Source organism: Comamonas sp. FG99, from assembly GCF_057808605.1.
Genome location: NZ_JBMDII010000025.1, coordinates 41,530 through 64,054, shown reverse-complemented (window position 1 = coordinate 64,054; position 22,525 = coordinate 41,530). Strand labels below are relative to the sequence as shown.

At 63.8% G+C, this 22,525-nt stretch carries 26 protein-coding genes; 10 read left to right on the top strand and 16 right to left on the bottom strand.

The annotated features are described in order from the left end of the window. Positions 1-413: 413 nt before the first annotated feature. The 4 genes from ACODRX_RS17130 (at position 414) to ACODRX_RS17115 (ending at position 2,031) form a co-directional block, all read left to right on the top strand. Complete coding sequence (locus tag ACODRX_RS17130; RefSeq protein WP_488872740.1) at positions 414-692, top strand: type II toxin-antitoxin system TacA family antitoxin; 279 nt, start codon at positions 414-416, stop codon at positions 690-692. Next, a complete protein-coding gene (locus ACODRX_RS17125; RefSeq protein ID WP_488872739.1) occupies positions 693-1,211 on the top strand; it encodes a GNAT family N-acetyltransferase in 519 nt (172 codons plus the stop codon). A gap of 308 nt (positions 1,212-1,519) precedes the next feature. Next, positions 1,520-1,786, top strand: coding sequence for a CopG family ribbon-helix-helix protein (locus ACODRX_RS17120; RefSeq protein ID WP_488872738.1), 267 nt, complete (start codon positions 1,520-1,522; stop codon positions 1,784-1,786). After that, complete coding sequence (locus ACODRX_RS17115) at positions 1,786-2,031, top strand: type II toxin-antitoxin system RelE/ParE family toxin (protein ID WP_488872737.1); 246 nt, start codon at positions 1,786-1,788, stop codon at positions 2,029-2,031. Before ACODRX_RS17120 ends, ACODRX_RS17115 begins: the two co-directional genes overlap by 1 nt. A 396-nt stretch (positions 2,032-2,427) precedes the next feature. Here the strand turns inward: ACODRX_RS17115 and ACODRX_RS17110 are convergent, their stop codons facing one another. The 3 genes from ACODRX_RS17110 to ACODRX_RS17100 form a co-directional block, all read right to left on the bottom strand. Beyond that, a complete protein-coding gene (locus ACODRX_RS17110; RefSeq protein ID WP_488872736.1) occupies positions 2,428-4,107 on the bottom strand; it encodes an ABC transporter permease subunit in 1,680 nt (559 codons plus the stop codon). Between the two features lie 39 nt (positions 4,108-4,146). Next, on the bottom strand, positions 4,147-5,358 hold the full coding sequence (locus tag ACODRX_RS17105) for an ATP-binding cassette domain-containing protein (protein ID WP_488872735.1): 1,212 nt from the start codon (positions 5,356-5,358) through the stop codon (positions 4,147-4,149). A 65-nt stretch (positions 5,359-5,423) separates the two neighbouring features. Next, complete coding sequence (locus tag ACODRX_RS17100) at positions 5,424-6,473, bottom strand: DNA-binding protein (protein WP_488872734.1); 1,050 nt, start codon at positions 6,471-6,473, stop codon at positions 5,424-5,426. Between the two features lie 155 nt (positions 6,474-6,628). Between ACODRX_RS17100 and ACODRX_RS17095 the strand changes: the two genes are divergently transcribed. Beyond that, the gene (locus tag ACODRX_RS17095; protein WP_488872733.1) at positions 6,629-7,660 is read left to right on the top strand and encodes a site-specific integrase; all 1,032 of its coding nucleotides are present in this window, start codon (positions 6,629-6,631) and stop codon (positions 7,658-7,660) included. Positions 7,661-7,670: 10 nt separating this feature from the next. Here the strand turns inward: ACODRX_RS17095 and ACODRX_RS17090 are convergent, their stop codons facing one another. Genes ACODRX_RS17090 through ACODRX_RS17070 form a run of 5 tightly spaced genes read right to left on the bottom strand, consistent with a single transcriptional unit; the run spans position 7,671 to position 11,951 of the window. Next, positions 7,671-8,219 carry a TIGR00725 family protein gene (locus tag ACODRX_RS17090; protein ID WP_488872732.1) on the bottom strand — a complete coding sequence of 183 codons (549 nt, stop codon included), beginning with the start codon at positions 8,217-8,219 and terminating at the stop codon, positions 7,671-7,673. Next, positions 8,200-9,030, bottom strand: a complete 831-nt coding sequence (locus tag ACODRX_RS17085) for an ABC transporter permease (RefSeq protein WP_488872731.1) — start codon at positions 9,028-9,030, stop codon at positions 8,200-8,202. The genes ACODRX_RS17090 and ACODRX_RS17085 overlap by 20 nt, the downstream gene beginning before the upstream one ends. After that, positions 9,027-10,109, bottom strand: coding sequence for an extracellular solute-binding protein (locus ACODRX_RS17080; RefSeq protein WP_488872730.1), 1,083 nt, complete (start codon positions 10,107-10,109; stop codon positions 9,027-9,029). The genes ACODRX_RS17085 and ACODRX_RS17080 overlap by 4 nt, the downstream gene beginning before the upstream one ends. A gap of 49 nt (positions 10,110-10,158) precedes the next feature. After that, the gene (locus ACODRX_RS17075) at positions 10,159-11,187 is read right to left on the bottom strand and encodes an ABC transporter ATP-binding protein (protein WP_488872729.1); all 1,029 of its coding nucleotides are present in this window, start codon (positions 11,185-11,187) and stop codon (positions 10,159-10,161) included. Next, complete coding sequence (locus ACODRX_RS17070; protein WP_488872728.1) at positions 11,184-11,951, bottom strand: ABC transporter permease; 768 nt, start codon at positions 11,949-11,951, stop codon at positions 11,184-11,186. Before ACODRX_RS17070 ends, ACODRX_RS17075 begins: the two co-directional genes overlap by 4 nt. Positions 11,952-12,119: 168 nt before the next feature. Here ACODRX_RS17070 and ACODRX_RS17065 point away from each other — a divergent pair, with 168 nt between their 5' ends. Continuing rightward, on the top strand, positions 12,120-13,025 hold the full coding sequence (locus ACODRX_RS17065; RefSeq protein WP_488872727.1) for a LysR substrate-binding domain-containing protein: 906 nt from the start codon (positions 12,120-12,122) through the stop codon (positions 13,023-13,025). Between the two features lie 33 nt (positions 13,026-13,058). Here ACODRX_RS17065 and ACODRX_RS17060 read toward each other — a convergent pair whose 3' ends face one another. Beyond that, complete coding sequence (locus ACODRX_RS17060) at positions 13,059-13,364, bottom strand: addiction module antidote protein (RefSeq protein ID WP_488872726.1); 306 nt, start codon at positions 13,362-13,364, stop codon at positions 13,059-13,061. Positions 13,365-13,657: 293 nt separating this feature from the next. Here ACODRX_RS17060 and xth point away from each other — a divergent pair, with 293 nt between their 5' ends. Then, positions 13,658-14,434: an exodeoxyribonuclease III gene (gene xth / locus ACODRX_RS17055; RefSeq protein ID WP_488872725.1), complete on the top strand. Its 777-nt coding sequence runs from the start codon at positions 13,658-13,660 to the stop codon at positions 14,432-14,434. A gap of 97 nt (positions 14,435-14,531) precedes the next feature. Here xth and ACODRX_RS17050 read toward each other — a convergent pair whose 3' ends face one another. From ACODRX_RS17050 to ACODRX_RS17040, 3 genes are read right to left on the bottom strand one after another with little or no spacing between them, the layout of a single operon-like run. Continuing rightward, positions 14,532-15,248, bottom strand: coding sequence for a sulfite exporter TauE/SafE family protein (locus tag ACODRX_RS17050; RefSeq protein ID WP_488872724.1), 717 nt, complete (start codon positions 15,246-15,248; stop codon positions 14,532-14,534). Then, positions 15,245-15,373: a hypothetical protein gene (locus ACODRX_RS17045; RefSeq protein WP_488872723.1), complete on the bottom strand. Its 129-nt coding sequence runs from the start codon at positions 15,371-15,373 to the stop codon at positions 15,245-15,247. The genes ACODRX_RS17050 and ACODRX_RS17045 overlap by 4 nt, the downstream gene beginning before the upstream one ends. Then, positions 15,370-15,747, bottom strand: coding sequence for a solute carrier family 23 protein (locus ACODRX_RS17040; RefSeq protein ID WP_488872722.1), 378 nt, complete (start codon positions 15,745-15,747; stop codon positions 15,370-15,372). The genes ACODRX_RS17045 and ACODRX_RS17040 overlap by 4 nt, the downstream gene beginning before the upstream one ends. Positions 15,748-15,898: 151 nt before the next feature. Here ACODRX_RS17040 and ACODRX_RS17035 point away from each other — a divergent pair, with 151 nt between their 5' ends. After that, positions 15,899-16,933: a LacI family DNA-binding transcriptional regulator gene (locus tag ACODRX_RS17035; protein ID WP_488872721.1), complete on the top strand. Its 1,035-nt coding sequence runs from the start codon at positions 15,899-15,901 to the stop codon at positions 16,931-16,933. Between the two features lie 14 nt (positions 16,934-16,947). Here the strand turns inward: ACODRX_RS17035 and ACODRX_RS17030 are convergent, their stop codons facing one another. From ACODRX_RS17030 to ACODRX_RS17015, 4 genes are all read right to left on the bottom strand, one after another. Further along, positions 16,948-17,268 (bottom strand): type II toxin-antitoxin system YafQ family toxin, encoded by a 321-nt coding sequence (locus ACODRX_RS17030; protein ID WP_488872720.1) that lies wholly within the window; start codon positions 17,266-17,268, stop codon positions 16,948-16,950. Beyond that, a complete protein-coding gene (locus ACODRX_RS17025) occupies positions 17,240-17,521 on the bottom strand; it encodes a type II toxin-antitoxin system RelB/DinJ family antitoxin (protein ID WP_488872719.1) in 282 nt (93 codons plus the stop codon). Before ACODRX_RS17025 ends, ACODRX_RS17030 begins: the two co-directional genes overlap by 29 nt. A 92-nt stretch (positions 17,522-17,613) precedes the next feature. Further along, the gene (locus ACODRX_RS17020; protein ID WP_488872718.1) at positions 17,614-18,999 is read right to left on the bottom strand and encodes an 8-oxoguanine deaminase; all 1,386 of its coding nucleotides are present in this window, start codon (positions 18,997-18,999) and stop codon (positions 17,614-17,616) included. Positions 19,000-19,107: 108 nt separating this feature from the next. After that, a complete protein-coding gene (locus ACODRX_RS17015) occupies positions 19,108-20,016 on the bottom strand; it encodes a LysR family transcriptional regulator (RefSeq protein ID WP_488872717.1) in 909 nt (302 codons plus the stop codon). A 437-nt stretch (positions 20,017-20,453) separates the two neighbouring features. On the opposite strand from ACODRX_RS17015, the gene ACODRX_RS17010 reads away from it, so the two are divergent. Further along, positions 20,454-21,566: a hypothetical protein gene (locus ACODRX_RS17010; RefSeq protein ID WP_488872716.1), complete on the top strand. Its 1,113-nt coding sequence runs from the start codon at positions 20,454-20,456 to the stop codon at positions 21,564-21,566. A gap of 19 nt (positions 21,567-21,585) precedes the next feature. Continuing rightward, positions 21,586-22,518 carry a hypothetical protein gene (locus ACODRX_RS17005; protein WP_488872715.1) on the top strand — a complete coding sequence of 311 codons (933 nt, stop codon included), beginning with the start codon at positions 21,586-21,588 and terminating at the stop codon, positions 22,516-22,518. Positions 22,519-22,525 lie beyond the last annotated feature (7 nt).

Below are 22,525 nucleotides of genomic sequence, written 5' to 3'. Positions count from 1 at the left end.
CACTTCATCTCATAAATTCCATTGATTAAAAGTAAATAATTGATAGTGTATGGTAAATTTAATTGAATTTAATTTCATCGCTCCGCAGGGCAGATAGCAATGAATACCAAAGAGCCGGAACGACAGAACCACGAAAGAGACGGTGTTAGAGGTGGAACCATTGGCCGACGACGGTGGTCGGCAGGTAGGTCATGTCCCAGCACCAGACTTGGCGGGCTCCGGTGGCCACGTGGGTGGTCGGCGGCCTGCCGGCCTGGGGCGGCTTCGCTCGACCGCGGTGCGCCGACGGCGGTCCTGCTTGGTCGCCTGCGGCCGGCTGGCACCCGTAAGGGCCGCAACAAAGTGGAGGAACTAGACAGGATTTCCGGTTTGCCAGTGCCATAGCCTTCTACCAGAACCGGCGAGAAAAGGCTGTGCAGGCGGCCGCTGAGAGGTCGCGTCTGGAGGCACGCGTGTCCAGCGACCAGAAGGATTTTTTCCAGCGTGCAGCCAACCTGACCGGGCGCACCCTGAGCGAGCTGGTCATCGACAGCACGCAAGAAGCCGCCGCGAAGATCGTGCAGGAGCACGAAATCATCCGCCTGAGCCGCGAGGAGCAGGTGGCGTTCGTGAGCGCGCTGCTCACGCCTTCTGAACCGGGGCCGCGCCTGCAAAAGGCTGTCCAAAGCTACCGTCAGAAGGTGGGGTTGTGATTGGCACTCATTCTTACGCTGGAGCACATCAGCCCGCTGACCAAGGCCCATGAGCGCAAGTCATTCGACTGCGGCCAGGAAGACCTAAATCGCTATCTGCGGGGGCAGGCGCGGCAGGACGCAGAAAAACGCGTGGCTGCGCCTTTCGTGCTCACGCAGCCGGGTGATCCCAAGGTGCTCGGTTTTTATACCCTTTCATCTTCCATCATTCCCGTCGATGAACTGCCGCCCGAGTTGATGAAGCGGTTGCCGCGCTACGGCCAGTTGCCCGTCACGCTGCTAGGGCGGCTGGCGGTGGATCGCTCCGCCGGAGGTCAGGGTGTCGGGGAATTCCTGCTGATCGATGCCCTGCGCCGTAGCCTCGAGGCAGCACAGCAGATCGCGGCCATGGCGGTGATCGTGGACGCAAAAAACGAGTGGGCCGAAAGCTTTTACCGGCATTTTGATTTTCAGCCGTTTCAGCAAACCTCGCTTCGGTTGTTCTTGCCCGTGACGCAGATTGCAAAGCTGTTTGTATAAATGCTGATCTCTATGGAACGTGGCAACGAGGAGGTCAGGCGCCACGCCGCCACGCTGTGCGACCGCCTGTCGCTGGCAGGATGCGCTGCGACTGGCTGCAGCCTTGGCGCCGCAGGTTTGCGTGGCTGATTGATGGATTAAAAATTAATCACTATGATTGAAATGCAATCAATGCTCAGTGTCGATGAGCATTTTTTGCGTTCCTGCGACGGAAGGCCCAAGTGGCTCAGTCTGCACATGCGTTGAGAAGCACACGCGGGGCACGGCCGCCACAACTGTGCCGACTCCAGCAAGATCAAGGGTTCGACATGACAGCAGCAACCAAAGTACTCACCGCTCACGTGCCGCTTTCGCTGGCTGACAAAGTTGATCAGATGGCCTCACGGCTAGAGCGTTCGCGTGGCTGGATCATGAAGCAGGCTCTTTCCGCCTGGATCTCCCAGGAAGAAGAGCGCGACCGTCTAACTCATGAAGCGCTTGCTGGTGTAGATGCCGGTGACGTCGTCGATCATCAGGCAGTGCAGGCGTGGGCGGAGAGCCTGGGTACTGACCAGCCACTACCGGTTCCGCGTTGATGGAACTGAAGTGGACCAGCAAGGCGCTCTCGGATTTGGCGCGCTTGTATGAATTTCTGGCTCCAGTGAACAAGCCCGCGGCCGCACGGGCGGTGCAGGCACTGACCAAGGCACCTACGATGCTGCTGACCAACCCGCGGATCGGTGAGCAACTGTTCCAGTTCGAACCACGTGAGGTGCGGCGAATTCTGGTTGACAGTACGAGGTTCGCTACGAAATCCAGGGTTCCGTTGTCTATGTGTTGAGACGGTGGCATACCCGGGAGGATCGTTGAAGTGGCTTGCGAAGAGGACGATCCTGTCCTCGGGAAGTTCTTGGAATTCCTGGCTACGAAAGCGATGATGACGCATACCGGGTGTTCTGCAAGCTGCTGCGCGTAGCCAATACTTGAAAGCTTAGCTGAGCGCGTCGCCCGCGAGACCGTGCAGTCGCGCTTCCTGCGCACGAGCCTCGGCCAGCAACAACTCCCAATCGCTTGGCGGGTGGCCGCTGGCCGGCAGGCTGTGGACGAATGGATCAAGCGCGCTGAAGTAGAGCTTGGCCTCATTTTTTTCGCAATATGCATTAGATACAATGTATATTATGTTAAGTTAAAAATGCACCATAAACTGAAGTCGCTGCCCCACCAAGACTCACCGCCCTCACGCGGGCTGGCGCCAGCGCTGGCTGTGCCTTGCCAGCCAGCAGCCAAGCAGATGGTACAACAGCGTCGCCGCGCAGCAGATGAGCGTGATCGACAGCGCCATCGCCGCCGCTGCGGCCGTATCGCCGGCTTCGTTGAGCTTGAGGATGGCGACCGCACCCAGGCGCGTTTCGGGCGACTGCAGCAAGACTACGGCCGAGATCGTGGTCATTGCTGCGACGAAATAGCCGCGCGAGACCTCGAGCAGCGCGGGCAAGCACATGGGCAGGGTCACGCGGCGCAGCGTCACATGCAAAGGCACCCCGAGCGAGGTGCTCACCGCATCGAAGGCGCCATCGTTGGACTTGAGCGCGCTCGCCATTGCCATGTAGCCGCTGGCGTAGTAATGCACCACGGTGCACAGCACCATCAGGGCCATGCTCTTGTGCCGCCCGTCGAGCGGATTGCCTGGCGCGTTGAAAAGATAGATATAGCCCAGGCCGAGCACCAGCCCGGGCACTGCCATGGGCAGCCCGGCCAAAAGGCGTAGCGCTGGGCGCAGCCAGGCCTGGCCCTGGGTCCTTTCAAGCAGGTAGGCGCCGGCAAAGACGAGCACCGGCCCGGCGATGGCCGCACTGGCGGCCAGCTTGAGGCTATTGACGATGGCGGCTGGCTCGTATGGCCAGAGATATGGCCAGAAACTTTCCAGCGATGCGAACACCACCGTGCCGAACATGGCCAGCACCAGCGCCGAGAGCAGCCCGCATCCCAGCAGCGCGATACGGTCGCGCAGCGCATGCGGGCGCGGCTGCAGCGCAGCCGGCTTGGCCGCCAGGGCCTCGGATTGGCGCTGTTGCGCCCGCCTGCCGATCACGAAAGTGAGCATGGCCGGTGCCAGCAGCAGCAGTGCGGCGGCGCTGCCGCGCGGCAAGTCCTGCGGGCCGATCACCAGCTTGTACACCTCGGTGGACAGCATGCTGAAGTTGCCGGCAATTACCGTGGGAATGCCGAAATCGGTGATGGCCAGCGTGAACACCGCCAGCGCCGCCGAGACCAGGCCGAAGCGTGCCGCGGGCAATGTCACCGTCCAGAACTGGCGCACCGGGCCGGCGCCAAGCGCGCCGGCGGCCTCGTACAGGCGCTGATCGCCCACGGCCAGCGCGGTGGCCAGGATCATCAGTGCAGGCGGAAAAGTGGCAAAGCACAGGGCCAGCACCACGCCCGGCGCGCCGTAGATGCTGGCAAAACCCAGCGATTGCCACGATGCCTGGAGCAAGCCCGGGTTGCCAAACCAGTAGATCATCGAAATGGCCGGCAGCAGCGACGGCGCCAGCAGCGGCAGCAGGCCGATCGCGCGCAGCAGCCCCCTGCTCGCCATGCGGGTGCGGGTGAGCGCACAAGCGAAGCCGAAGGCCAGCGGAATCACGATGGCTGTGACCAGCAGCGACACCCAGGTGCTATGCCACAGGCTGGCCAGCAGCGAGGGGGCGCGCAGGTAGGCGAAGCCTTGCCCATGGAGTAGCGCGAATGTACGGGTCAGCAACGTCAGCAGCGGCGCCAACAGGCCCGCGGCCAGCAATGCGGCCGCCAGCAGCAGCGCCGCCTGGAGCAGGCGGTCAGCGGGCGGAGGCCGCAGCTGCGCCATCCTGTGCGCCGGCTGCCGTACCCCGGCCTGCGCTTGTTCGAATGAAGTGCTCACGAAAGCTACCTGGATGCCTGCGCCGCGGTCTGGCCTTGGCTACGGCCTGGAAGATGTTGCAAATATCTTGAGCTGCTGGCTTTGGATGCAAAACTGCAGCCAGCGGCCGGGCTGGATGTCGAGCTGCAGCCAGGTGGCTGTCGAGAGCTGCAGCTGCAGCCGGCGCCCGGGCAGGCGCGGGGCCTCCGCATGGGCCACACAGTGCGAGCCCAGGAACTCCATTTGCTCCACCACCCCGCTCCAAGCGTGGGCGCCCTCTTCGCCCGGCGGCATGCCCGCCACCGGCATGGCCGTGCAGTTGAGGATGCGGCAATCCTCGGGGCGCAAATAGGCCGCCACCTCCTGGCCCGCGCGCAGCTGGCCGGCCTGCGGGCAAAACAAGCGCTGGCCCGCCAGCAATACGGTGCCGTCGCCGCCGGCAATGGCGGGCAGGCGGTTGGCCTTGCCGATGAACTCGGCCACGAAGGGCGTGGCGGGCCGCAGGTAGACCTCCATCGGCGTGCCCACCTGCTCGATGGTGCCATGGTTCATCACCACCACACGGTCGGCCATGGACAGCGCTTCCTCCTGGTTGTGCGTGGCCATGATGGTGGTCACATACAGGCGCTGCTGCAGCGCGCGGATCTCGTGGCGCAACTGCACGCGCACCGAGGCATCGGGCGCGGACAAAGGCTCGTCCAGCAGCAGCAGGCCAGGCGACATGGCCAGCGCGCGGGCCAATGCCACGCGCTGCTGCTGCCCGCGGGGCAGCTGCGCCGGATACTTGTCGCCACTGCCGCCCAGGCCCATGGTGTCGAGCAGGCTTTGCACCTTGGCCTCGACCCGGGCACGCGGCTGGCGCTGGCTGATCAGGCCGTAGGCCACGTTGTCGGCCACGCTGAGGCTGGGAAACAGCGCACAGGGCTGGAGCACGATGCCATGGTCGCGCTGCGCCGCAGGCAGGCGCGAGATCTCGCGGCCGTCTTGCCAGATCTCGCCATTGCTTTGCGCCTCCAGCCCCGCAATCACGCGCAGCAAAGTGGTCTTGCCGCAGCCCGAGGGCCCGAGAAGGCAGACGAACTCGCCGCGCCGGATGTCGAGGTCAATGCTCTGGAGTGCGGTAATGGCGCCAAACTGCTTGCGCAGCTGGTGCAGGCGCAGGTAAGGCGCCCCACCCGCCTCTGGGGCGCCGGTACGCGTATCCACCCCGGCAGTCGGCTCGCGCTGTACCCGTTGCGCGAGCAAAGCGGCCCGGGTCTTGCGGTTCAACATTCGAAATCCTTGCGTCAACAATCGGGCGCAAGTATCTGAATGCGGAGTGACGGCGATGTGACGATTCAGTGCCTGCGCAGTGACTTGCGCCTGGGGCGCTGCACAGCGGCAGAGCCGATGCCGGACCGCCTCACCTGCCTCGCTTCGGCATCGGCATCGGCCTGCTGCTGCAAGCGCCCCACTTGCTGCTGCAGCAATTCGATGCGCGCCGCATCGGCCTCGCCCTGTGCCGCATGCAGCGCCTGTGCGTCATGCAGCTGCCGCGCCTGGGTGTCCGCCAGCGCCTGCAAGCGCTCGCCCTGCGCCTGCAACTCCACCCGTTCGCGCTGCCACAGCGCCTGCTGCTGCAGGTGCTGCTCCTGCTCTTGCCGCTGCGCCTGCAGCAGCTGCTTGACCTCCTGGCGCGCGCGGTCCAGCTCCTGCAGGTGGTGGCGGTTCTGTACATCCATCTGTTGCTGTTGGGCCCGCAGTTCGGCCGCGTGTTTTTCGCGCGCCTCGTCCCAGGCGCGGCGGGTGATCAGCACCTCGCGCTCCAGTTGCTGGGCGCGCTCGGCCTGCCGGCTGAGGGTTGCATCCTTGTGCGCGGCGGCGGCTTCCAGCTCTGTAATGCGCACCCCCTGCAGCCGGGCCTGGGCATGGGCCGATGCCAGGGCCTGCTCCAGCGCCGGCCGCTGCTGCTCGAAGGCTTCGCGCTCGGCCTGCAGCGCGGCCTGCTCCTGGGCGAGCTGGCTTTCGCGCGCCTGCAATGCAGCCAGCTGCGCCTGCAGTGCCAGCTGCGCCGCCTCGCCGGCCTGCTCCAGCGCGCCTTGCCACAGCGTTTGCATGGCCTGGCGCAAGGGCTCGGGCAGCGATGCATCCACTGCCGCGCCCTCCCCTGCCGGCGCCCGTGGCGCGGCCGCCACGCCGCGCTCTACCCCGGCCGCCGTGCGCAGCCGCGGCCCGAGCGTGGCGAACCATTCCTCCAGCATCGGGCTGACGGTATTGGGCGAGCCCCGGCCCAGCTTCAGGCGCACCCGCTCGATGGTCGGGCGCTTGCCCTCTTGCAGCAGCGCATCGGCCGCCTGCCACACCTCGTCGCGCTGAACACCGCGCGTGCTACGCAAAATGCCGTTCATTTGCTATCCTTCAGGCAATTAGCTTCGATAAGTGATATTTATCGAAGTTAAATTTGTGTATTGCGTAATATTTTATACGTCATATGTATGAAATTCAACAATTAAATTTCGTATCCAGTGATTTGCCGCATTTGGGCGCCTCTGCGCCAGCTGGCGTGGCCGAACTCGACGCTGGCGGGGCGCAGGCCCTGGCCGCGCTGCTGGCCGAAGGCGAATCGCCCCATACCGTCAGCAGCTACCATGCGGCGCTGCGCTATTGGCATGCCTGGGTGCGGCTGCGCTACCGGCAGGCGCTGGCCCTGCCCTTGCCGGTGGCGGTGGTGCTGCAGTTTGTGGTGGACCATGTGCAGCACCGGGCGGAGTCGGGCCTGCAGCAGGCCTTGCCGCCCGAGATCGATGCGGCGCTGGTGGCCTGCGGCGCCAAGGGCAAGCCGGGGCCGCTGGCGCTCAATACGGTGATCCACCGGCTGGCGGTGCTGTCCAAGCTGCACCAGGTGCGGCAGCTGCCCAACCCCTGCCAGGACGAGCAGGTACGCCATGCGCTGACGATGGCGCGCAAGGCCTATGCGCGCCGCGGCGAGCGGGCGCAGAAGAAGGCCGCCCTCACCCGCGCGCCGCTGGAGTTGCTGCTGGCCACCTGCGACGACAGCCTGATCGGCCGGCGCGACCGCGCGCTGCTGCTATTTGCCTGGGCGAGCGGCGGCCGGCGCCGCTCCGAGGTGGCGCAGGCCCGCGTGGAGCAGCTGCATCCGATCGCTCCCGGCCAGTACCTGTATGAGTTGAGCCATTCCAAGACCAACCAGAGCGGCCGCGACCTGCCGGAAAACCGCAAGCCCATCGTCGGCGTGGCCGGCCAGGCGCTGCAGGCCTGGCTGGCGGCGGCGGGCATCGCCAGCGGCGCGATCTTTCGCAGGGTCTACAAGGGCGGGCGTGTGGGGAGCGAGGCGCTGAGCGACATGTCGGTGTCGGCCATCGTCAAGCAGCGCTGCGCGCTGGCGGAGGTGGAGGGGGATTTTTCAGCGCATTCGCTGCGCTCGGGCTTTGTGACCGAAGCCGGGCGCCAGAGCATGCCGCTGGCCGATACCATGGCCTTGACCGGCCACCGAAGCGTGCAGTCGGTGCTGGGCTATTTCCGCGCCGAAGCGCCGCTGCAAAACCCCGCGGCCCGGCTGCTGGAGGGCGAATAGCGGGCCCGCTCTAGCCCAGCAGGTGCTCGACGACGCGCTCCAGCATCTGCTGCGCGCTACCGACCTCGACCGCGCCGGGCAGCGAAAGCTGGCCGTGCAGTACGAACAGCGGGCGCTCCCATTTCAGGCCCAGCGCCATCTCGGAAAGCGTTCCCAGGTTGTAGCCCACCGCCACCAGGCACACGGCGCTGCGGGCGATCAGCGCGTTGCGCATCTCGCCCATGCCGGTGGGCAACACGACGCCCAGGTAGGGATTGGCATTGCGCTCGTCCTCCTCCGGCAGGATGCCGATGGCCAGCCCGCCGGCCTCGGCCGCGCCCTGCGAGGCCGCGGCCATGACGCCGCCGCGCCCGCCGCAGACGATGGCCATGCCAGCGGCCGCCAGCGCCCGGCCGATCAGGCGCGCGTCGGCATAGACCTGCCCATCGGCATCGCCAGGCCCGATCACGCCCACCGGCCGGCGGTGGCGCGCCGGGCTGCGCTGGCGCCAGGCCAGTTGCTGCAGCGCCGCGGTCAACTCCGGCGACAGGCCAAGCGCCTCAATGTGATCCTGCGGCATGGCGTTCGCGTTGGCGTGCAATCGCATCTCCTAATCCCATGACGATGACGCACAGCGCCATCAGAAGCAATGACAGGGCGGATGCGACGCTCAGGTCCGATCCGCCGTCGCTGACCTGCGCGAACAGCATCAGCGGAAGAATGTTCAGCTGCGTGCCCACCAGGGCCAGCGCGGTACCGTAGGTGCCCATGGCGATGGCCGCCACCAGGCAGGCGTTGGACAGCACCGAGGGCGCGACCTCGGCCACCACCGTGTCGCAAAACGCGCGCCAGCGCGTGGCCCCCAACGTGCGCGCCGCCAGCATGGGCCGCAGGTCGAGGTTGGCGAACACCGGGTACAGCGACAGCGCCACCCGTGGCACCAGGTAGTAGGCATAGGCGCAGCCCAGGCCGACCGCGCCATAGATCCAGCTGCCGACGGTGGCGCCATCGAAGCCCAGCGCGACCAGGATCTGGGTGACGAATCCCGAGCGCCCGAAGGCCAGGATGAAGCCATAGGCGATCACCAGGCCCGAGAACGCCAGCGGCAGCCCGAGCAGCGTCATCATCCAGCGGCGGCGCTGCTGCGGCTGGCGCGCCAGCTCGATCGCGACCACCGTGCCCACCAGCGCCGAGAGCGCGCCAGCGGTCAGCCCGAGCACCAGGGTATTCGCAAAGGCCTGGCCCAGCAGCGGATTGGCCCACAGGCGGGCAAAGGCGCTGCCGCCGTCCACCATGGCCTCGGGCACCAGCGCTGCCAGCGGCAGCGCGAAAAACAGCGCCATGAAGCACCAGGCGGGCCAGGCGCCAAAGCGGCGGATCCAGCCGCTCATGGGCGGCCCAGCGTGGCCTGCGCCCAGAGCTGGTCGATCTCGGCCTTCTTGGCTGAAGCCTTGATGACATCCAGCGGCTTGATCTGCGCCGCGGCGGGCAGCTTGCCGGCCACGTCCGCCGGCAGCTTGACGCCCGGCACCGCGGGGCGCACGAAGCCCTTGGCAAAGAGCTGCTGGCCGATCTCGCTCATGATGAAGTTCAGCCACAGCTTGCCCGCGTTCGGGTTGGGGCCGTTTTTCACCAGGCTGATGGCGTACGGCGCGGCCACGCTGGCCTCCTTGGGGATGACGACCTCGCAGGCGTCGCCCATGCCGTCCAGGTACTTGGCCTTGAGGCCGTCGTTCTCGTAGCCGATCCAGATCGGGATTTCACCCTTGATGAACTTGGCGTACGGCGTGGTGCCCTCCACGCGCTGCACATTGCCGGCGGCATGCAGCCTGCCCAGGTAGTCGGTGCCGGGCTTGACGTTGTCCACGCTGCCGCCGTTGCCGTAGGCTGCGGCCAGCGTCAGCACCTGGCCCACGCCGGAGCTGCGGGGGTCCAGGTAGGTCACGCTGTTCTTGTACTCGGGCTTGAGCAGATCGGCCCAGCTCGAAGGCACATTCTTCACCAGCTTCTTGTTCACGAGGAAGGCGATGTTCAGCGTGTGGATGGTGAACCAGCGCCCCTCGGCCTCGCGGAACACCTCGGGCAGTTCATTGAAATGGATGGGCTTGAATGGCGCCACCACATCCTTTTTCGCGGCATCCACTGCCGAGGCCGCGAAGTAGTAGGCGGTGTCGGCCTGGGGCCGGCGGCGCATCTTCTCCAGCGCCACCACCGTGGCGGCCGAGCCCAGGTCGTTGTAGCTCAGCTCGACGTCGGGGTAGCGCTTCTTGAACTCGGCGAACAGCGCCTTCCAGTTGGCCCATTCCGGGCCGGTGTCGAAAGACACGCAAAAACCCTCTTTCCTGGCTTTTTCATAGAGGGCTTTTTCCCCTGCATAGAGTTCCGCGCCCTCTTGCGCCCAGGCACTGCGCTGGGCGAGCACGGCCAGCGGCAAGGCGCCTGCGGTCTGGATGAGATGTCGGCGTTGCATATCGGTTTCCCTTCGCTGAAAAGTGTGGTGTCGAATAGGTGTGCTGCGCTCACGCGTCCAGCAGGCGGATATGTTCGGGTGCAATTGCAATGGCCTGGCGCGCAGGCTGCCGGCCTTCGCCCAGGAAGGCACGCGGAGCGCCCGCCACCTCGAAGTCGTAGCGCGTGAGCGATCCCAGGTAGCGGCAGGCGCCACTGCGGCCTGGCAGCGTATTGGGCCGCCCAGGCTGCGGGTCGGGCTCGATGTGCTCGGGCCGGATCAGCGCATGCACGGCCTGCCCGCGGCGGTACGCCCCCGTGGGCACCGACAGCTCGGCAAAGCCGAAATCCACCCGGTCGCTGGCGGCCACCCGCCCTTGCAGCAGCGTGGACAGGCCCACGAACTCCGCCACCGCGCGGCAGTTCGGGCTTTCGTAGATGTCCTGCGGCGTGGCGATCTGCAGCAGCCGGCCGTCTTTCAGCACCGCCACCCGGTCGGCCATGGCCAGCGCCTCTTCCTGGTCGTGGGTGACCAGCAGCGTGGTGGCGCCGAACTGCCGCTGCAAAGCACGGATCTGGTCGCGCAGATGGCCGCGCACGCTGGCATCCAGCGCCGACAGCGGCTCGTCCAGCAGCAGCGCCCGCGGATCGATGGCCAGCGCGCGCGCCAGGGCCACCCGCTGCTGCTGCCCGCCCGAAAGCTGATGGATGCCGCGCTGCGCGAAGTCCGACAGGCCCACCACCTCCAGCAGCTGCGCGGCCCGCGCATGCCGCTGCGCCGCCGGCATCTTGCGCAGCGCCAGCCCGTAGGCCACGTTGTCGCGCACCGACAGGTGCGGAAACAGCGCATAGCTCTGGAACACCATGCCGATGCCGCGCTGGTGCACCGGCGTGCCCGCCAGGTCCTGGCCGGCCAGCGCGATACGGCCCTGGTAGCCGGTCTCCAGGCCGGCTACCAGCTTGAGCAGCGTGGACTTGCCCGAGCCGCTGGGGCCGATCACCGCCACCAGCTCGCCCTGGCCGATATCGAAGGACACCTCGTGCAGCCCTTGCTGGCTGCCGGGGTAGCGGTAACTGACGTGCTCGAAAGTCAGGCTCATGGGGATTTGCGCAAAAGAGAGGAAGACAGCAGCGCCGCCAGGCTGGCCAGCACCAGCAGGATCACCGTGGCGGCGCAGGCAAAGCCGGTGGCGCCATAGAAGGCCTGCAGCAGTACCACCGGATAGGTGCGGTTCTGGAAACCGACCAGCAGGTTGGAGAGGTTGAACTCGCCGATGGACAACGCCGCCACCATCACCAGCCCCGACAGCATGCTCTGGCGCAGGCTGGGCAGCACGATGCCGTAAAAGCGCTGCCATTCGCCGGCGCCCAGCGTGGCGGCCGCCTGCTCCAGCCGCTCGATGCCGAGGTGGCGCAGGTCGGTGAGCAAGGCATTGGTGAGATAAGGCAGCGTGGCGATCACATGCGCGGCAATCAGCAGCGGCGTGCTGCCCAGCCAGGGCAGCGCGTCGGTGTTGAAGACGACCATGTAGCCGAAAGCCAGCGTGATCGCCGGCACAGCCACCGGCATGGCGCTCACGATGCGGGCCGCGAAGGCCCGGCCCCGCAGCGCGCTCTGGTGCAGCGAATAGGCCAGCGGCAGGGCCAGCAGCGCATTGATCGCGCAGGCCGACAGCGCCACCACCAGGCTGGAGGCGAAACCCCTGCGAAACGACGGATCACTCCATAAATCCGCGTACCACTGCCCGGTGAGCCCCGAGGGCAGCAGCGTGTTGGTCCAGTTCTGCCCGAAACTGCCCAGGGCAAGCAATGCCATGGGCAGCAGCAGGTACAGACCGTAGACGATGGCAATGCCTCGAACCATCTTGTCTCCTGAGACTGATACTTTCCTTTTAAGACAGGCTTAGTGTAGCAATCGCAGGCAAAATGAATATGGCCATACGATGACAAAACGCCCTATTCGTTGAATTAATGGAAAGTGTTTGGCATACTTTTCATCAACAGACCCAAGCGCCGAACCAAGCCGAGAAGCATGAAACGCGACTGCCCCACCATCCAGGAACTGCTGGCGCTCGACGCGGTGGCCCGCCACTCCAGCCTGACCCAGGCCGCCGCCGCGCTGTGCGTGACGACCAGCGCGGTCAGCAAGCAGATTGCTTCGCTGGAGGGCTTTCTGGGCGTGGCCCTGCTGCAGAAAGCGGGCCGCGGGGTGCAGCTGACGCCGGTAGGACGCACCTACTGGCTCAAGACCACCGCCAGCCTGCGCGCGCTCGAAACCGCCACCTACGAAGTGCGTGCCGGCGCGGATGGCAATGCGACGCTCATGCTCAGCTGCGTGCCGACCTTCTTCACCCGCTGGCTCATCCCCCGCCTGCCGCAGTTCCGCCAGGCGCATCCCCGCGTTACGCTGAGCTTCAGCCGCCACCTGGCGCCGCTGGAGAACCTGCCGGCGCATGTCGATGCCGCCATCCGCTACAACCCGGCGGAATACCCCGGCGTGGTCAACGAGTACATCGCTGGCCGCGAGTTCGTGGTGATCGCCTCGGCCGCGCTGATGCAGGGCGGCCACAGGATACGGGAGCCAGCCGGCGTGCTGGCGCACACGCTGCTGCACCACGAAGAAGCCCAGCTCGCCTGGTCGCAGTGGGCCGTGGCCCATGGCATCGGCGGCCAGCCGCTGATCACCGGCCCGCGGTTTGCCCAGTACTCGGCCCTGATCCAGGCCGTGCGCTGCGGCCTGGGGATTGCCTTCGTTCCCCTGCTGCTGGTGGAAGACGAGCTCGCCGACGGAACCCTGATCACCCCATTTGGCGGGGCGACCTCCGTAGAGCACGGGCACTACCTGTGCTACCGCCCCGACCGCATGCATTTTCCGGCCTTCGTGCAGCTGCGCGAGTGGCTGCTGCGCGAGGGCGGGGGACCGGGCCAGAGCGATTGAGGGCTGCAGACACGCCTGCACGAGCCCCCTGCACTACGCATGAACCGGCTGCGCCACCAGCCGCACGCCCAGTGCGCCGCATACCCGCCGAATGGTGTCGAAGCGCGGCTGGCTGCCTGGGCGCAGCGCCTTGTAGAGCGCTTCCCGCGTCAAGCCACTGGCATGCGCAATGTCGCTCATGCCACGGGCCCGGGCAATCACGCCGAGGGCATGCGCCAGCTCTGCCAGATCTTCTTCCTCCAGCACCAACGTAAGGTAGGCCGCAACATCTTCTTCTGTCTTCAGGTGCTCTGCCATATCAAAGCTTGGCAGATCTGCAACTTTGATCTTCTTGGTCATCGCTATCAATCCTCCAGGGATGCAGTTTGGCCAGACGAATGCGTGTCATGGTGTCGCGCAGGCTGTCAAACCAAGCATCGAATTGCGGGGTGCGCTTGACCGTGAGCATGCACTGATTGTAATCGATCGTTCACATGCTTTGTAAGCGCAGGCCAATCGATGCCGCCAGCGCCGACTAGAATCATTGCGCACTCCGTGCCCTGATGCCCAGCCCGCTTCCACGCGCGTGGCATCTGTCCCATGCATTCAAGGCTCAGAAACGATATCCATAAAATCAACAAGATATGCCATCCATGAAAATTGCCACCTGGAACATCAATTCATTGTCGGTCCGCCTGCCCCAGGTGCTGGACTGGCTGGCGGCCAATCCGGTCGATGTGCTGGCGCTGCAGGAGCTCAAGCTCACCGACGACAAGTTTCCGCACGACGCCTTCGCCCAGGCCGGCTACCACGCGGTGGCCCATGGGCAGAAGACCTACAACGGCGTGGCCCTGCTGTCGCGCGAGCCCGCGGCCGAGGTGGTACGCAATATTCCCGGCTTCGACGACGAGCAGGCCCGGGTGATCGCCGCCACCGTGCCCAGCGCGGCCGGGCCGCTGCGGGTCATCAATGGCTATTTCGTCAACGGGCAAGAGCCCGGCTCGGAAAAGTTCGCCTACAAGATGCGCTGGCTGGATGCGCTGGCCGCCTGGCTGCGGCAGGAGCTGGCCGGCAACCCGCGACTGGTGCTGGTGGGCGATTTCAACGTCGCGCCGGAAGACCGCGACTCCTACGACCCCGAGGGCCTGCGCGAGACCATCCACCACACGACCGAGGAGCGCAACCACTTCAAGGCGCTGCTGGCGCTGGGTCTGCACGATGCCTACCGCATGTTCGAGCAGCCGGAGAAAAGCTTCAGCTGGTGGGACTACCGCATGCTGGGCTTTCAGAAGAATCGCGGCCTGCGCATCGACCATGTGCTGGTCAGCGATGCGCTGCGCGGCATGGTGTCGGCCTGCAGCATCGACCGCGTGCCGCGCAAGAACAAGCAGCCCAGCGACCACGCACCGGTGGTAGTGGAGCTGGGCTGATAAAAAGTGAGCTGCTAGCGCTTTACCTGTATGGTTTTCAAATACTTTTCATATTGAAAACAAGCAATGGAAAGCGCTAGCAGCTATATTTTTATGGCTACCAGATCTGCCGCACGATCAGCACCAGGCCCGAGGCGATCGCGAAGACCTGCACGAAGATGCGCAGAAAGCGCGCGTTGATGCGGTAGTGCACCAGGCGGCTGGCCAGCGCGCCCAGCACCAGCGCGGGCAGCAGGTACAGCGTGGCCATGAGTTGCGGGCCCTGGATATGGCCGGTGGCCAGCAGCGTGGCCAGCGACATCAACTCGCCCACCAGGAAGCAAAAGGCCAGCGTGGCGCGCATGGTGGCCGGCGGCTGATGCTGGTAGACCAGGGCCAGCGGCGGCCCGCCGATGCCGGTGGCGGTCTCCGTCACGCCGGTGATGAGGCCAGCCGTCGCGAAGGCGCTGCGGCCCGGCGAGAAGGCCGGCATCACCAGCGTCGCCAGCGAGGCGGCAATCGTGGACAGGCCCACAAACCAGGCCAGGTGGCCCGCGCTCAGCGCAGCCAGCACCCACAGCCCGCCGCCGGTACCCAGCACCCGGCCAGCGGTGATCCAGTTGGCCCCGGGCCAGTCGATGGCGCTGCGCTCGCGCCACAGCACGTACAGGTTCAGCGGCAGCATCAGCACCAGCACGCACACCGGCAGCAGCTCCGGCAGCACCAGCCCGATCACCGGCGCGGTGATGAGCGCAAAGCCCATGCCGGTGGCGCCTTGCACAAAGGCGGCGCCCAGCACCACCAGCGAGAGCAGCAGCAGATGGCTCGCGGTCACGCGGCCTCCCCTGCCGGCACGCGGTGCAGGCGGCGGTGCTCGGCCGCCGGGAGGTGCAGGCGCTGGATGGGCGCCAGCAGCGCCCGGGCCGGGTCTGCGCAGGAGGATTCAGTGGATGGTTTCATAGTGCGGTGGGCGCCTGCCCTGCGGCGGCGGCCTGGTGGTGATTGTGGCGCGAAGGCAGGTGATGGAACACGATATTGAGCACGATGGCGGTGAGCGAGCCCATCGCCACGCCATTGGCCGGCACCATCATGAAGGGCAGCTTCGCGCCCAGCTTCCACGGCCCCAGCGACTGCAGCAGCGAACCCAGCCCGCACAGCAGGAAGGCGGCGCTGATCAAGTTCACCGTCAGCGCCGCTGGCAGATCCAGCGCCTTGGCCACCAGAAACACCGAGGTGATCGGCACCGCCGCCATCACCAGCACATGCTGCAGGCCGAACAGCAGCATCTGCGACCAGGGCAGCACGGCATCCACAGGCGCTTGCTCTCGGGACATGGTTGCTTCCTCCAAAATTCGTGCCCAAAACGATTTGGGAAAGGGTTCAAAAAAACCGCCGGCAGGCGGGGTGTATATTTTTCAACATCCAGGTTTCCCAAAACGATTTGGGTGACGGGCACAATTGAAGCATCAAACCTTGGAAAGATCAATGCCTGATTTTCCCCAGCGCGTCACCATCAAGGACGTGGCCCGTGAAGCCGGCGTCTCGCCCACCACCGTGTCGCACGCGCTCAATGCACGCGGCCAGGTGGATGCCCAGACCCGCGCCCGCGTGCAGCAGGCCGCGCTCAGGCTCGGCTACCGGCCCAACCGCCACGCCCAGCGGCTGCGCACCGGCGAGGCGCACATGATCGTGCTGCTGTCGTCGATGCCGTTCGCGGTGGCGGGCGGGCCGTCGCGCCTGGGCTTCATGATGGAAGTGGCCGCCGTCGCCGCCGCCGCCGCGCTGGACCGCGGCCTGGCCCTGGTGCTGGCGCCGCCGATGGAAAACGGCACCGTGGCGCTGGAGCTGCTGGAGGTGGATGGCGCCCTGGTGATCGAGCCATTGGCCGACGATGCCAACCTCGCCTACCTGCAGCGCCGCGGCCTGCCGGTGGTGACGATCGGCCGGCCTGGCAGCCAGCCCGAGGCCGTGCCCTACGTGGATATCCACTCCACCCACACCACGCAGTTGCTTCTCGACCACCTGCATGCCCAGGGCGCGCGCCGGATCGCGATGATCCTGGGCACCGAACAGCGCAACTCCTACGCGGAGGCAAGCGCCTGCTACGAGCGCTTCGTGAGCCAGCATGGCCTGCCCCGCCTGCTCGCGGTGGCCGACGAGGCCCAGGGCGAGGCCGGCGGCGAGCAAGCGGCCCATGCGCTGCTGGCCGCTCATCCGGATATCGACGCGCTGTGCGTACCCATCGATGCGTTCGCGGTCGGCGCGGTGAAGGCCTTGCATGCGCTGGGCCGGCGCATACCGCAGGACGTGATGGTCGCCACCCGCTACGACGGCATCCGTGCGCGCAGCTGCGAGCCGCCGCTGACGGCCGTGAACCTGCACCTGGACGAGGTCGCCCACCAGGCCATCGCCCTGCTCTTCGACCACCTGCGCGGCGAGACCGCCCAGGTGGCCGTGCCCGGCCCGCTGGCCGAACTGGTGGTGCGCGAGTCGTCGAACCGCGCCGAGCTGGCGCGCTGACGGTGGGTAAAGCCCTACTCGTCAAACAGGTCGGCATGCGAGCCGGTGCGCACAAAATTGATGGCATTGCCTTCAACCTGGTAGATCAGCAGGAAATCGCCGCCGATATGGCATTCCCGGTGGTCTGCCCATTCACCCTTGAGGGCATGGTCAAGCCACTCCGGCCCAAGCGGGGCATCTGCGGCAATGAGCAATAGCATCGCCTCCTTGAGCCGCGTCATGTCATACCGGCCAGAGTGCGACAGGCGCTCCCAATCCTTGCGGAAGCTCTTGCAGTAGTCTGCGGCACGGGGCAGACCGGCACGCTTACTGCGGGCGGTCTTTTTCAAGGGCATCGAACAGAGCCTCGGCCGAAGCAAAGCGCCGCTTGCGCGCAGCCATCATTGCGCGTGATTCTTCTATCGCGGCGCGGGTTTCGGCGTTGGGCACCTTGAGTTCCAGCGGAAATGCCTGCTCGGCCACCACACGGTGCAGGAACAGGCGCACTGCGTCAGACATCGACAACCCCATCGCGTCAAGCGCCTGGGTGGCTTGGGCCTTGATGCTGTCGTCGACGCGGACATGCAGCATGGAAGTGCGTACCGGCATGGTCAATGCTCCTGGGCGGGGTTGATTTCTGTATCTCATTTGAGATTCTAGCAAAACCAGCTCGCTGCCCTGACCCCGCGTCGGGGCGGTCGTCACCGCTGGCCAGCGCGCTCGAACAGCGTGCGCGCCAGCTCCCGGTGGCGGCCCAGCACCAGCGCCAGGTCGGCGGTGAGCAGGCTGCCGCCCTGCACCACCACGCGGCCGTTGATGACGCTGGTGTCCACCTGCGTGGGCGTGCAGAACACCAGCGCGGCCACCGGGTCGTGGCCGGCGCCGGCGTAGCCGACCTGGGACATGTCGAAGGCGACGAAGTCCGCCGACATGCCGGGCGCGAGCGCGCCGATGTCGTCGCGGCCCAGCACGCGCGCGCCGCCCAGCGTGGCGATCTCCAGCGCCTCGCGCGCGCCCATCGCCGCCGGGCCATGGCCCACGCGCTGCAGCAGCAGGGCCTGGCGCGCCTCGCCCAGCATGTGGGCGCCATCGTTCGATGCGCTGCCATCCACGCCCAGGCCCACCGGCACGCCCGCATCGCGCATGCCGCGGATTGGTGCAATGCCCGAGGCCAGGCGCATGTTGGAGCAGGGGCAATGCGCCACGCCAGTGCCGGTGCGCGCGAACAGTGCAATGCCCTCGGGATCGAGCTTGACACAGTGCGCATGCCATACGTCGCGGCCCACCCAGCCCAGGTCTTCGGCGTACTGCGCCGGCGTGAGGCCGAATTTCTCGCGTGAGAAGGCCACGTCGTTGTCGTTCTCGGCCAGGTGGGTGTGCAGCGACACGCCATGCGCGCGTGCCAGCACGGCGGATTCGCGCATCAGCTCGCGCGTGACCGAGAACGGCGAGCACGGTGCCAGCACCACGCGCAGCATGGAGTGGCGCGCACTGTCGTGGTACTGCTGGATCAGGCGCAGGCTGTCGCACAGGATGGCCTCTTCCTCCTCCACCACGGCATCGGGCGGCAGGCCACCCTTGCTGCGGCCCAGGCTCATGGAGCCGCGCGCAACGTGAAAGCGCATGCCCATCTGCTGCGCGGCGGCGATCGAGTCATCCAGGCGCGCGCCGTTGGGGTACAGGTACAGGTGGTCGCTGGTGGTGGTGCAACCCGACAGCATCAGCTCGGCCATGGCGGTCTGCGTGGAGACATGGATCATCTCGGGCGTCAGGTGCGACCACAGCATGTACAGGTTACTGAGCCACGAGAACAGCTCGGCATCCTGTGCGGCAGGCACGGCGCGCGTGAGGCTCTGGTACATGTGGTGGTGGGTGTTGACCAGGCCGGGAAGCACCACGCGGCCACGCAGGTCCAGCACCCGGGCGCCGCCCTCATCGGCCATGCGGCGATACGGCTCGGGCAAATCGGCCGTGGGCCCCACCCATTGCACGGCGGGGCCGTCGGCCACCAGGGCGCCATCGCGGATCTCGCGGCGCTGCGCGTCCATGGTCACCAGCACATCGGCGTTCAAGGCTATCAGCGTCATGCTGTGCGTCTTCCAAAGTTTCGATGCTCGCCACTCTAGGAGAAATCGCGTATTCGCGATAGCGCAGAATTTTGCCGTGCATGTCCACAAAAAGTGAACACCTGAGTCCTATAGGCTGGTGTGGAACAACCGCGCCAACGTATCGGCGATGCTGGCCGCCATCAACTCGGCTGCGGTGCCGAGACTGGCCTGGGCCCGCGCGGCCAGCACCAGGGTCTGGCGTGGCAGGTCGTGGCCGCGCAGCGGCACATAGACCAGGGTGCCGCGCTGGCGCTCCTCCATGATGTCCAGCGGATTGAGCAGCGCCATGCCGCCGCCCTGCATGACCAGGCTCTGGATGAAGGCCATCGAGGTGGACTCGGCCACTGGCGTGACCTCGATGGCATGGCGCGCGAAAGCCGCATCGAGGATGGTGCGTATGCTCAGCACCGGCGCCGGCAGTATCCAGGGATGGCCCACGCACTCACTGAGCAGCACCGAGGGCTGGCCAGCCAGCGGATGCTGCGGCGGCACCACCGCGCCAATCGGCCATTCGCTCACCGCCAGCCGGCGCAGTGACGCGCTGGCAGCCAGGTCATAGCCCAGGCCGAGGTCGCAGTCGCCGCGCACCAGTGCGGCAACGATATCCGTGATCGGCAGGTCGACGACGCTGACCGCGATGCCCGGATAGCGCTGGCGGAAATCGTGCACCAGCGACGGCAGCAGCGAGCCCGCCAGCCCGGCGGTGGCCGCGATCGCGATCCGCCCCCGGCGCGCCGCCTTGAACTCCTCGATGCGCTCGCCCAGGGCTTGGTACTCGCGCAAGGTGCTGCGCACGTGGGCCAGCACCATCTCGCCGGTGGGCGTGAGGCGCAGGCGCCGGTTGATGCGGTCGAACAAGGGCGCGCCCAGCTCGGCCTCGAGTTCGAGGATCTGGCGGTTCACCGCGGTGGGAGCCACGTGCAGGTGCTCGGCGGCCTTGCGGATCGAGCCGCGCCGCACCACCTCGTCGAAGTATTTCAGGACTCTGGCATGCATGGGCTCAGCCTCCTCGCCGTTTCTGCACATGCCAACCGTGCGGTACGGCATACGTGCAACAGATATTGCCAGCTACTGTGGGGATTGTTCAAGAGGAGGTGCCTGGTAAAGCATCGGGTTGCTGCAACCCCAACAGAACTGAAAACTGTATTTCTTATACATAGCTGGGTTCGCCAATCGGATACTCGGCAAACGAAGCGTACACCCCATAGCCCAAATAGGAACGGGATAGGAACAAAGGCTGGCGGAAGGCACGAAAGGAACAATACGTCCAATATTCACAAGCTCTCCCCAATTTATCACCTGGCTCATCAATGACTCTCGATACTCTCACTGGTAGACACTCGACCAATCACCACGCCAGATACAAAACAAAACAACTATCTTGAGAAATTTACTCTAGTATTTTAAACATCAAAAATAGGGAGGGAGTGGCAATGAAGGTAAAAGGTTTAGTATTCGCATTTTTATTGGGCTCATTGCATTTTTCGTCATATTCAGCCGGGTGGATTGATGGAATATCGCTGAGTGGATCAACGCTCTCGATCCATGGCTGGGGCTGCAGCTCTTTACAGCCCGATAGCTTTGCCCAGATTCAAATCTACAAAGCACCTGCGGACAATCCCAATGCCAGGCAAATTTTAGGTACTGTCATTGCATCCAACCCCAGGGAAAACGCCGTAGGTGCAGCCTGTGGCAGCTCTCATTCAAACCATGGCTTCAGCGCTTCCATTGCACTAGTCAATTCGGCTTTGGACAATGGGGCCTACAATGTAGAAGCTAGAGTATTATATCCTAATTCAGTGAGTGAAAATATTGAAACTTGGTCCAACAGAAAATTCTTTTTCAAAAACCCATCTTTGGTAATGCCAATAGATCAAACAAGTATTGTTGCTAGAGATCTCGAATCCTATTATGGAGGGCCTGCTGGTCATATTGGATTATATAACTTTGGCCATGTATGGGAAGTATTGAATGAAGGAAGAGTTGCTTTTTATAACAGCTGGGAGAGTTTTACTTTAAAAACCAGAGTTTGGAACGCCTTATTAAACAAAATCCCATACTCAGGAACAGTCTATACCTGCTTCGATCCTCAAAAATGTTACACAACGCCAGCCATAGGAGGAGTTCAAGGTGCTGGAGATTATGCAGTACCAGCAAACTCACATCGAGTAATCAGGCGAGAAGCTGCACCATGGAGGGCATACCAGATCTGGGCTTCGCCCAAGATTGTATACACACTCAGCCCCCTTTATACGCCAATGCAGCCCGAGGTAAGAAGTCGGCTAAATCAAGCATTCGTTCTTAAAAAGGCTATCGTGGGAATTTACCGATGTGATTCATTTGTGGTGGATGCTTTGGCTTGGACCGTTCCACGAAAAAATGCGCCCAATAACTATATATGGCATCACACGGATAAGCCTGCATATGGCATCGAAAGAAGCCCTCATCCACAATGGCACAGGAGTTTTGAAACAATTACATCAAGGGGAATGTTCTCAACTCCTGCCAGTCTCTACAACGATCTCAAAAATTCACCATCTTATTGAATAAAACGGAGATTTCATCATGCGCACCTCATTAAAATCAATCTCATATATTTCAGGTTTGGCGCTGCTTTCAGCTGTCGCAAGCTATGCACAGACGGTATTTGTGCGGCCTGAGGCAAAGCTCTCGGAAAAATCAATCAAGAATTACGAATCAAGAATACAAACCGAAATAAGCACCCTGAATAAATACGAGATAGTTGACACACTTGGAACATCGCAAATGTCAGACGATAAAAAAATAAAAGAAATGGCATACAAGGCGTTGTCGGCCATTGCTAAAGACAAAAGGCATTCCATGGATTTGCGTAGATCGGCAGCATTGCAGGCCATGAATGCAAAAAATGGCGCCGCCGATACAATGGAAATGCTCGAATACGCAAAATCCAATGGACTTATTGATGATGATAAATACTATGGAATCCTCGCCACTTTTTTCAATGAATCAATCAGTGATAAAGAAAAAATTAGAATAATAGACGCATTATCCATTTCCAAAAACAGTTATGGCAATCATATTTTTTTAACCCAAAACCAAGAGCCATTCATCATAGAAATGCTATCCGCTCCGGTTTTAAAAAAATACCATGATTACATCCAGGAAAATCAACCTGCGCTGATAGTGAAAAATAGTGGCATCAATATAATTGACTACCATGCCATGCAGGGTTGGCTTCGGTCTTACGGGTACATTAATTCGCGCATTAAAAATCAAAATCCCAGTGATGCCATGCTTGAATATGTAATGAATGAAAAAACCGATCCTAAATATGCTGTGGTCTACGTTCTTACAGATGAATTCAAGAGGAATAACTTAAGCAGGGCTGCAATGAATGACGCGCAGGCCAGAGTTGGGGGCAGGCTGCAACAACTCAGGAAATTGAGTGAAAATGATGGCGCTCAAGAACACATGTTCTTCAACCAAGCCATGGATGTACTTCACTCGCGGCAATAGTCATGCA

Excerpts from the sequence above, each read along its gene's own strand:
- ACODRX_RS17120 (WP_488872738.1), top strand. The coding sequence starts at position 1,520 with ATGACAGCAGCAACCAAAGTACTCACCGCTCACGTGCCGCTTTCGCTG.
- ACODRX_RS17115 (WP_488872737.1), top strand. The coding sequence starts at position 1,786 with ATGGAACTGAAGTGGACCAGCAAGGCGCTCTCGGATTTGGCGCGCTTG.
- ACODRX_RS17105 (WP_488872735.1), bottom strand. The coding sequence starts at position 5,358 with ATGTTGAACCGCAAGACCCGGGCCGCTTTGCTCGCGCAACGGGTACAG.
- ACODRX_RS17100 (WP_488872734.1), bottom strand. The coding sequence starts at position 6,473 with ATGAACGGCATTTTGCGTAGCACGCGCGGTGTTCAGCGCGACGAGGTG.
- ACODRX_RS17090 (WP_488872732.1), bottom strand. The coding sequence starts at position 8,219 with ATGCCGCAGGATCACATTGAGGCGCTTGGCCTGTCGCCGGAGTTGACC.
- ACODRX_RS17085 (WP_488872731.1), bottom strand. The coding sequence starts at position 9,030 with ATGAGCGGCTGGATCCGCCGCTTTGGCGCCTGGCCCGCCTGGTGCTTC.
- ACODRX_RS17080 (WP_488872730.1), bottom strand. The coding sequence starts at position 10,109 with ATGCAACGCCGACATCTCATCCAGACCGCAGGCGCCTTGCCGCTGGCC.
- ACODRX_RS17075 (WP_488872729.1), bottom strand. The coding sequence starts at position 11,187 with ATGAGCCTGACTTTCGAGCACGTCAGTTACCGCTACCCCGGCAGCCAG.
- ACODRX_RS17070 (WP_488872728.1), bottom strand. The coding sequence starts at position 11,951 with ATGGTTCGAGGCATTGCCATCGTCTACGGTCTGTACCTGCTGCTGCCC.
- ACODRX_RS17065 (WP_488872727.1), top strand. The coding sequence starts at position 12,120 with ATGAAACGCGACTGCCCCACCATCCAGGAACTGCTGGCGCTCGACGCG.
- ACODRX_RS17060 (WP_488872726.1), bottom strand. The coding sequence starts at position 13,364 with ATGACCAAGAAGATCAAAGTTGCAGATCTGCCAAGCTTTGATATGGCA.
- xth (WP_488872725.1), top strand. The coding sequence starts at position 13,658 with ATGAAAATTGCCACCTGGAACATCAATTCATTGTCGGTCCGCCTGCCC.
- ACODRX_RS17045 (WP_488872723.1), bottom strand. The coding sequence starts at position 15,373 with ATGAAACCATCCACTGAATCCTCCTGCGCAGACCCGGCCCGGGCGCTG.
- ACODRX_RS17040 (WP_488872722.1), bottom strand. The coding sequence starts at position 15,747 with ATGTCCCGAGAGCAAGCGCCTGTGGATGCCGTGCTGCCCTGGTCGCAG.
- ACODRX_RS17035 (WP_488872721.1), top strand. The coding sequence starts at position 15,899 with ATGCCTGATTTTCCCCAGCGCGTCACCATCAAGGACGTGGCCCGTGAA.
- ACODRX_RS17030 (WP_488872720.1), bottom strand. The coding sequence starts at position 17,268 with ATGCCCTTGAAAAAGACCGCCCGCAGTAAGCGTGCCGGTCTGCCCCGT.
- ACODRX_RS17025 (WP_488872719.1), bottom strand. The coding sequence starts at position 17,521 with ATGCCGGTACGCACTTCCATGCTGCATGTCCGCGTCGACGACAGCATC.
- ACODRX_RS17020 (WP_488872718.1), bottom strand. The coding sequence starts at position 18,999 with ATGACGCTGATAGCCTTGAACGCCGATGTGCTGGTGACCATGGACGCG.
- ACODRX_RS17015 (WP_488872717.1), bottom strand. The coding sequence starts at position 20,016 with ATGCATGCCAGAGTCCTGAAATACTTCGACGAGGTGGTGCGGCGCGGC.
- ACODRX_RS17010 (WP_488872716.1), top strand. The coding sequence starts at position 20,454 with ATGAAGGTAAAAGGTTTAGTATTCGCATTTTTATTGGGCTCATTGCAT.
- ACODRX_RS17005 (WP_488872715.1), top strand. The coding sequence starts at position 21,586 with ATGCGCACCTCATTAAAATCAATCTCATATATTTCAGGTTTGGCGCTG.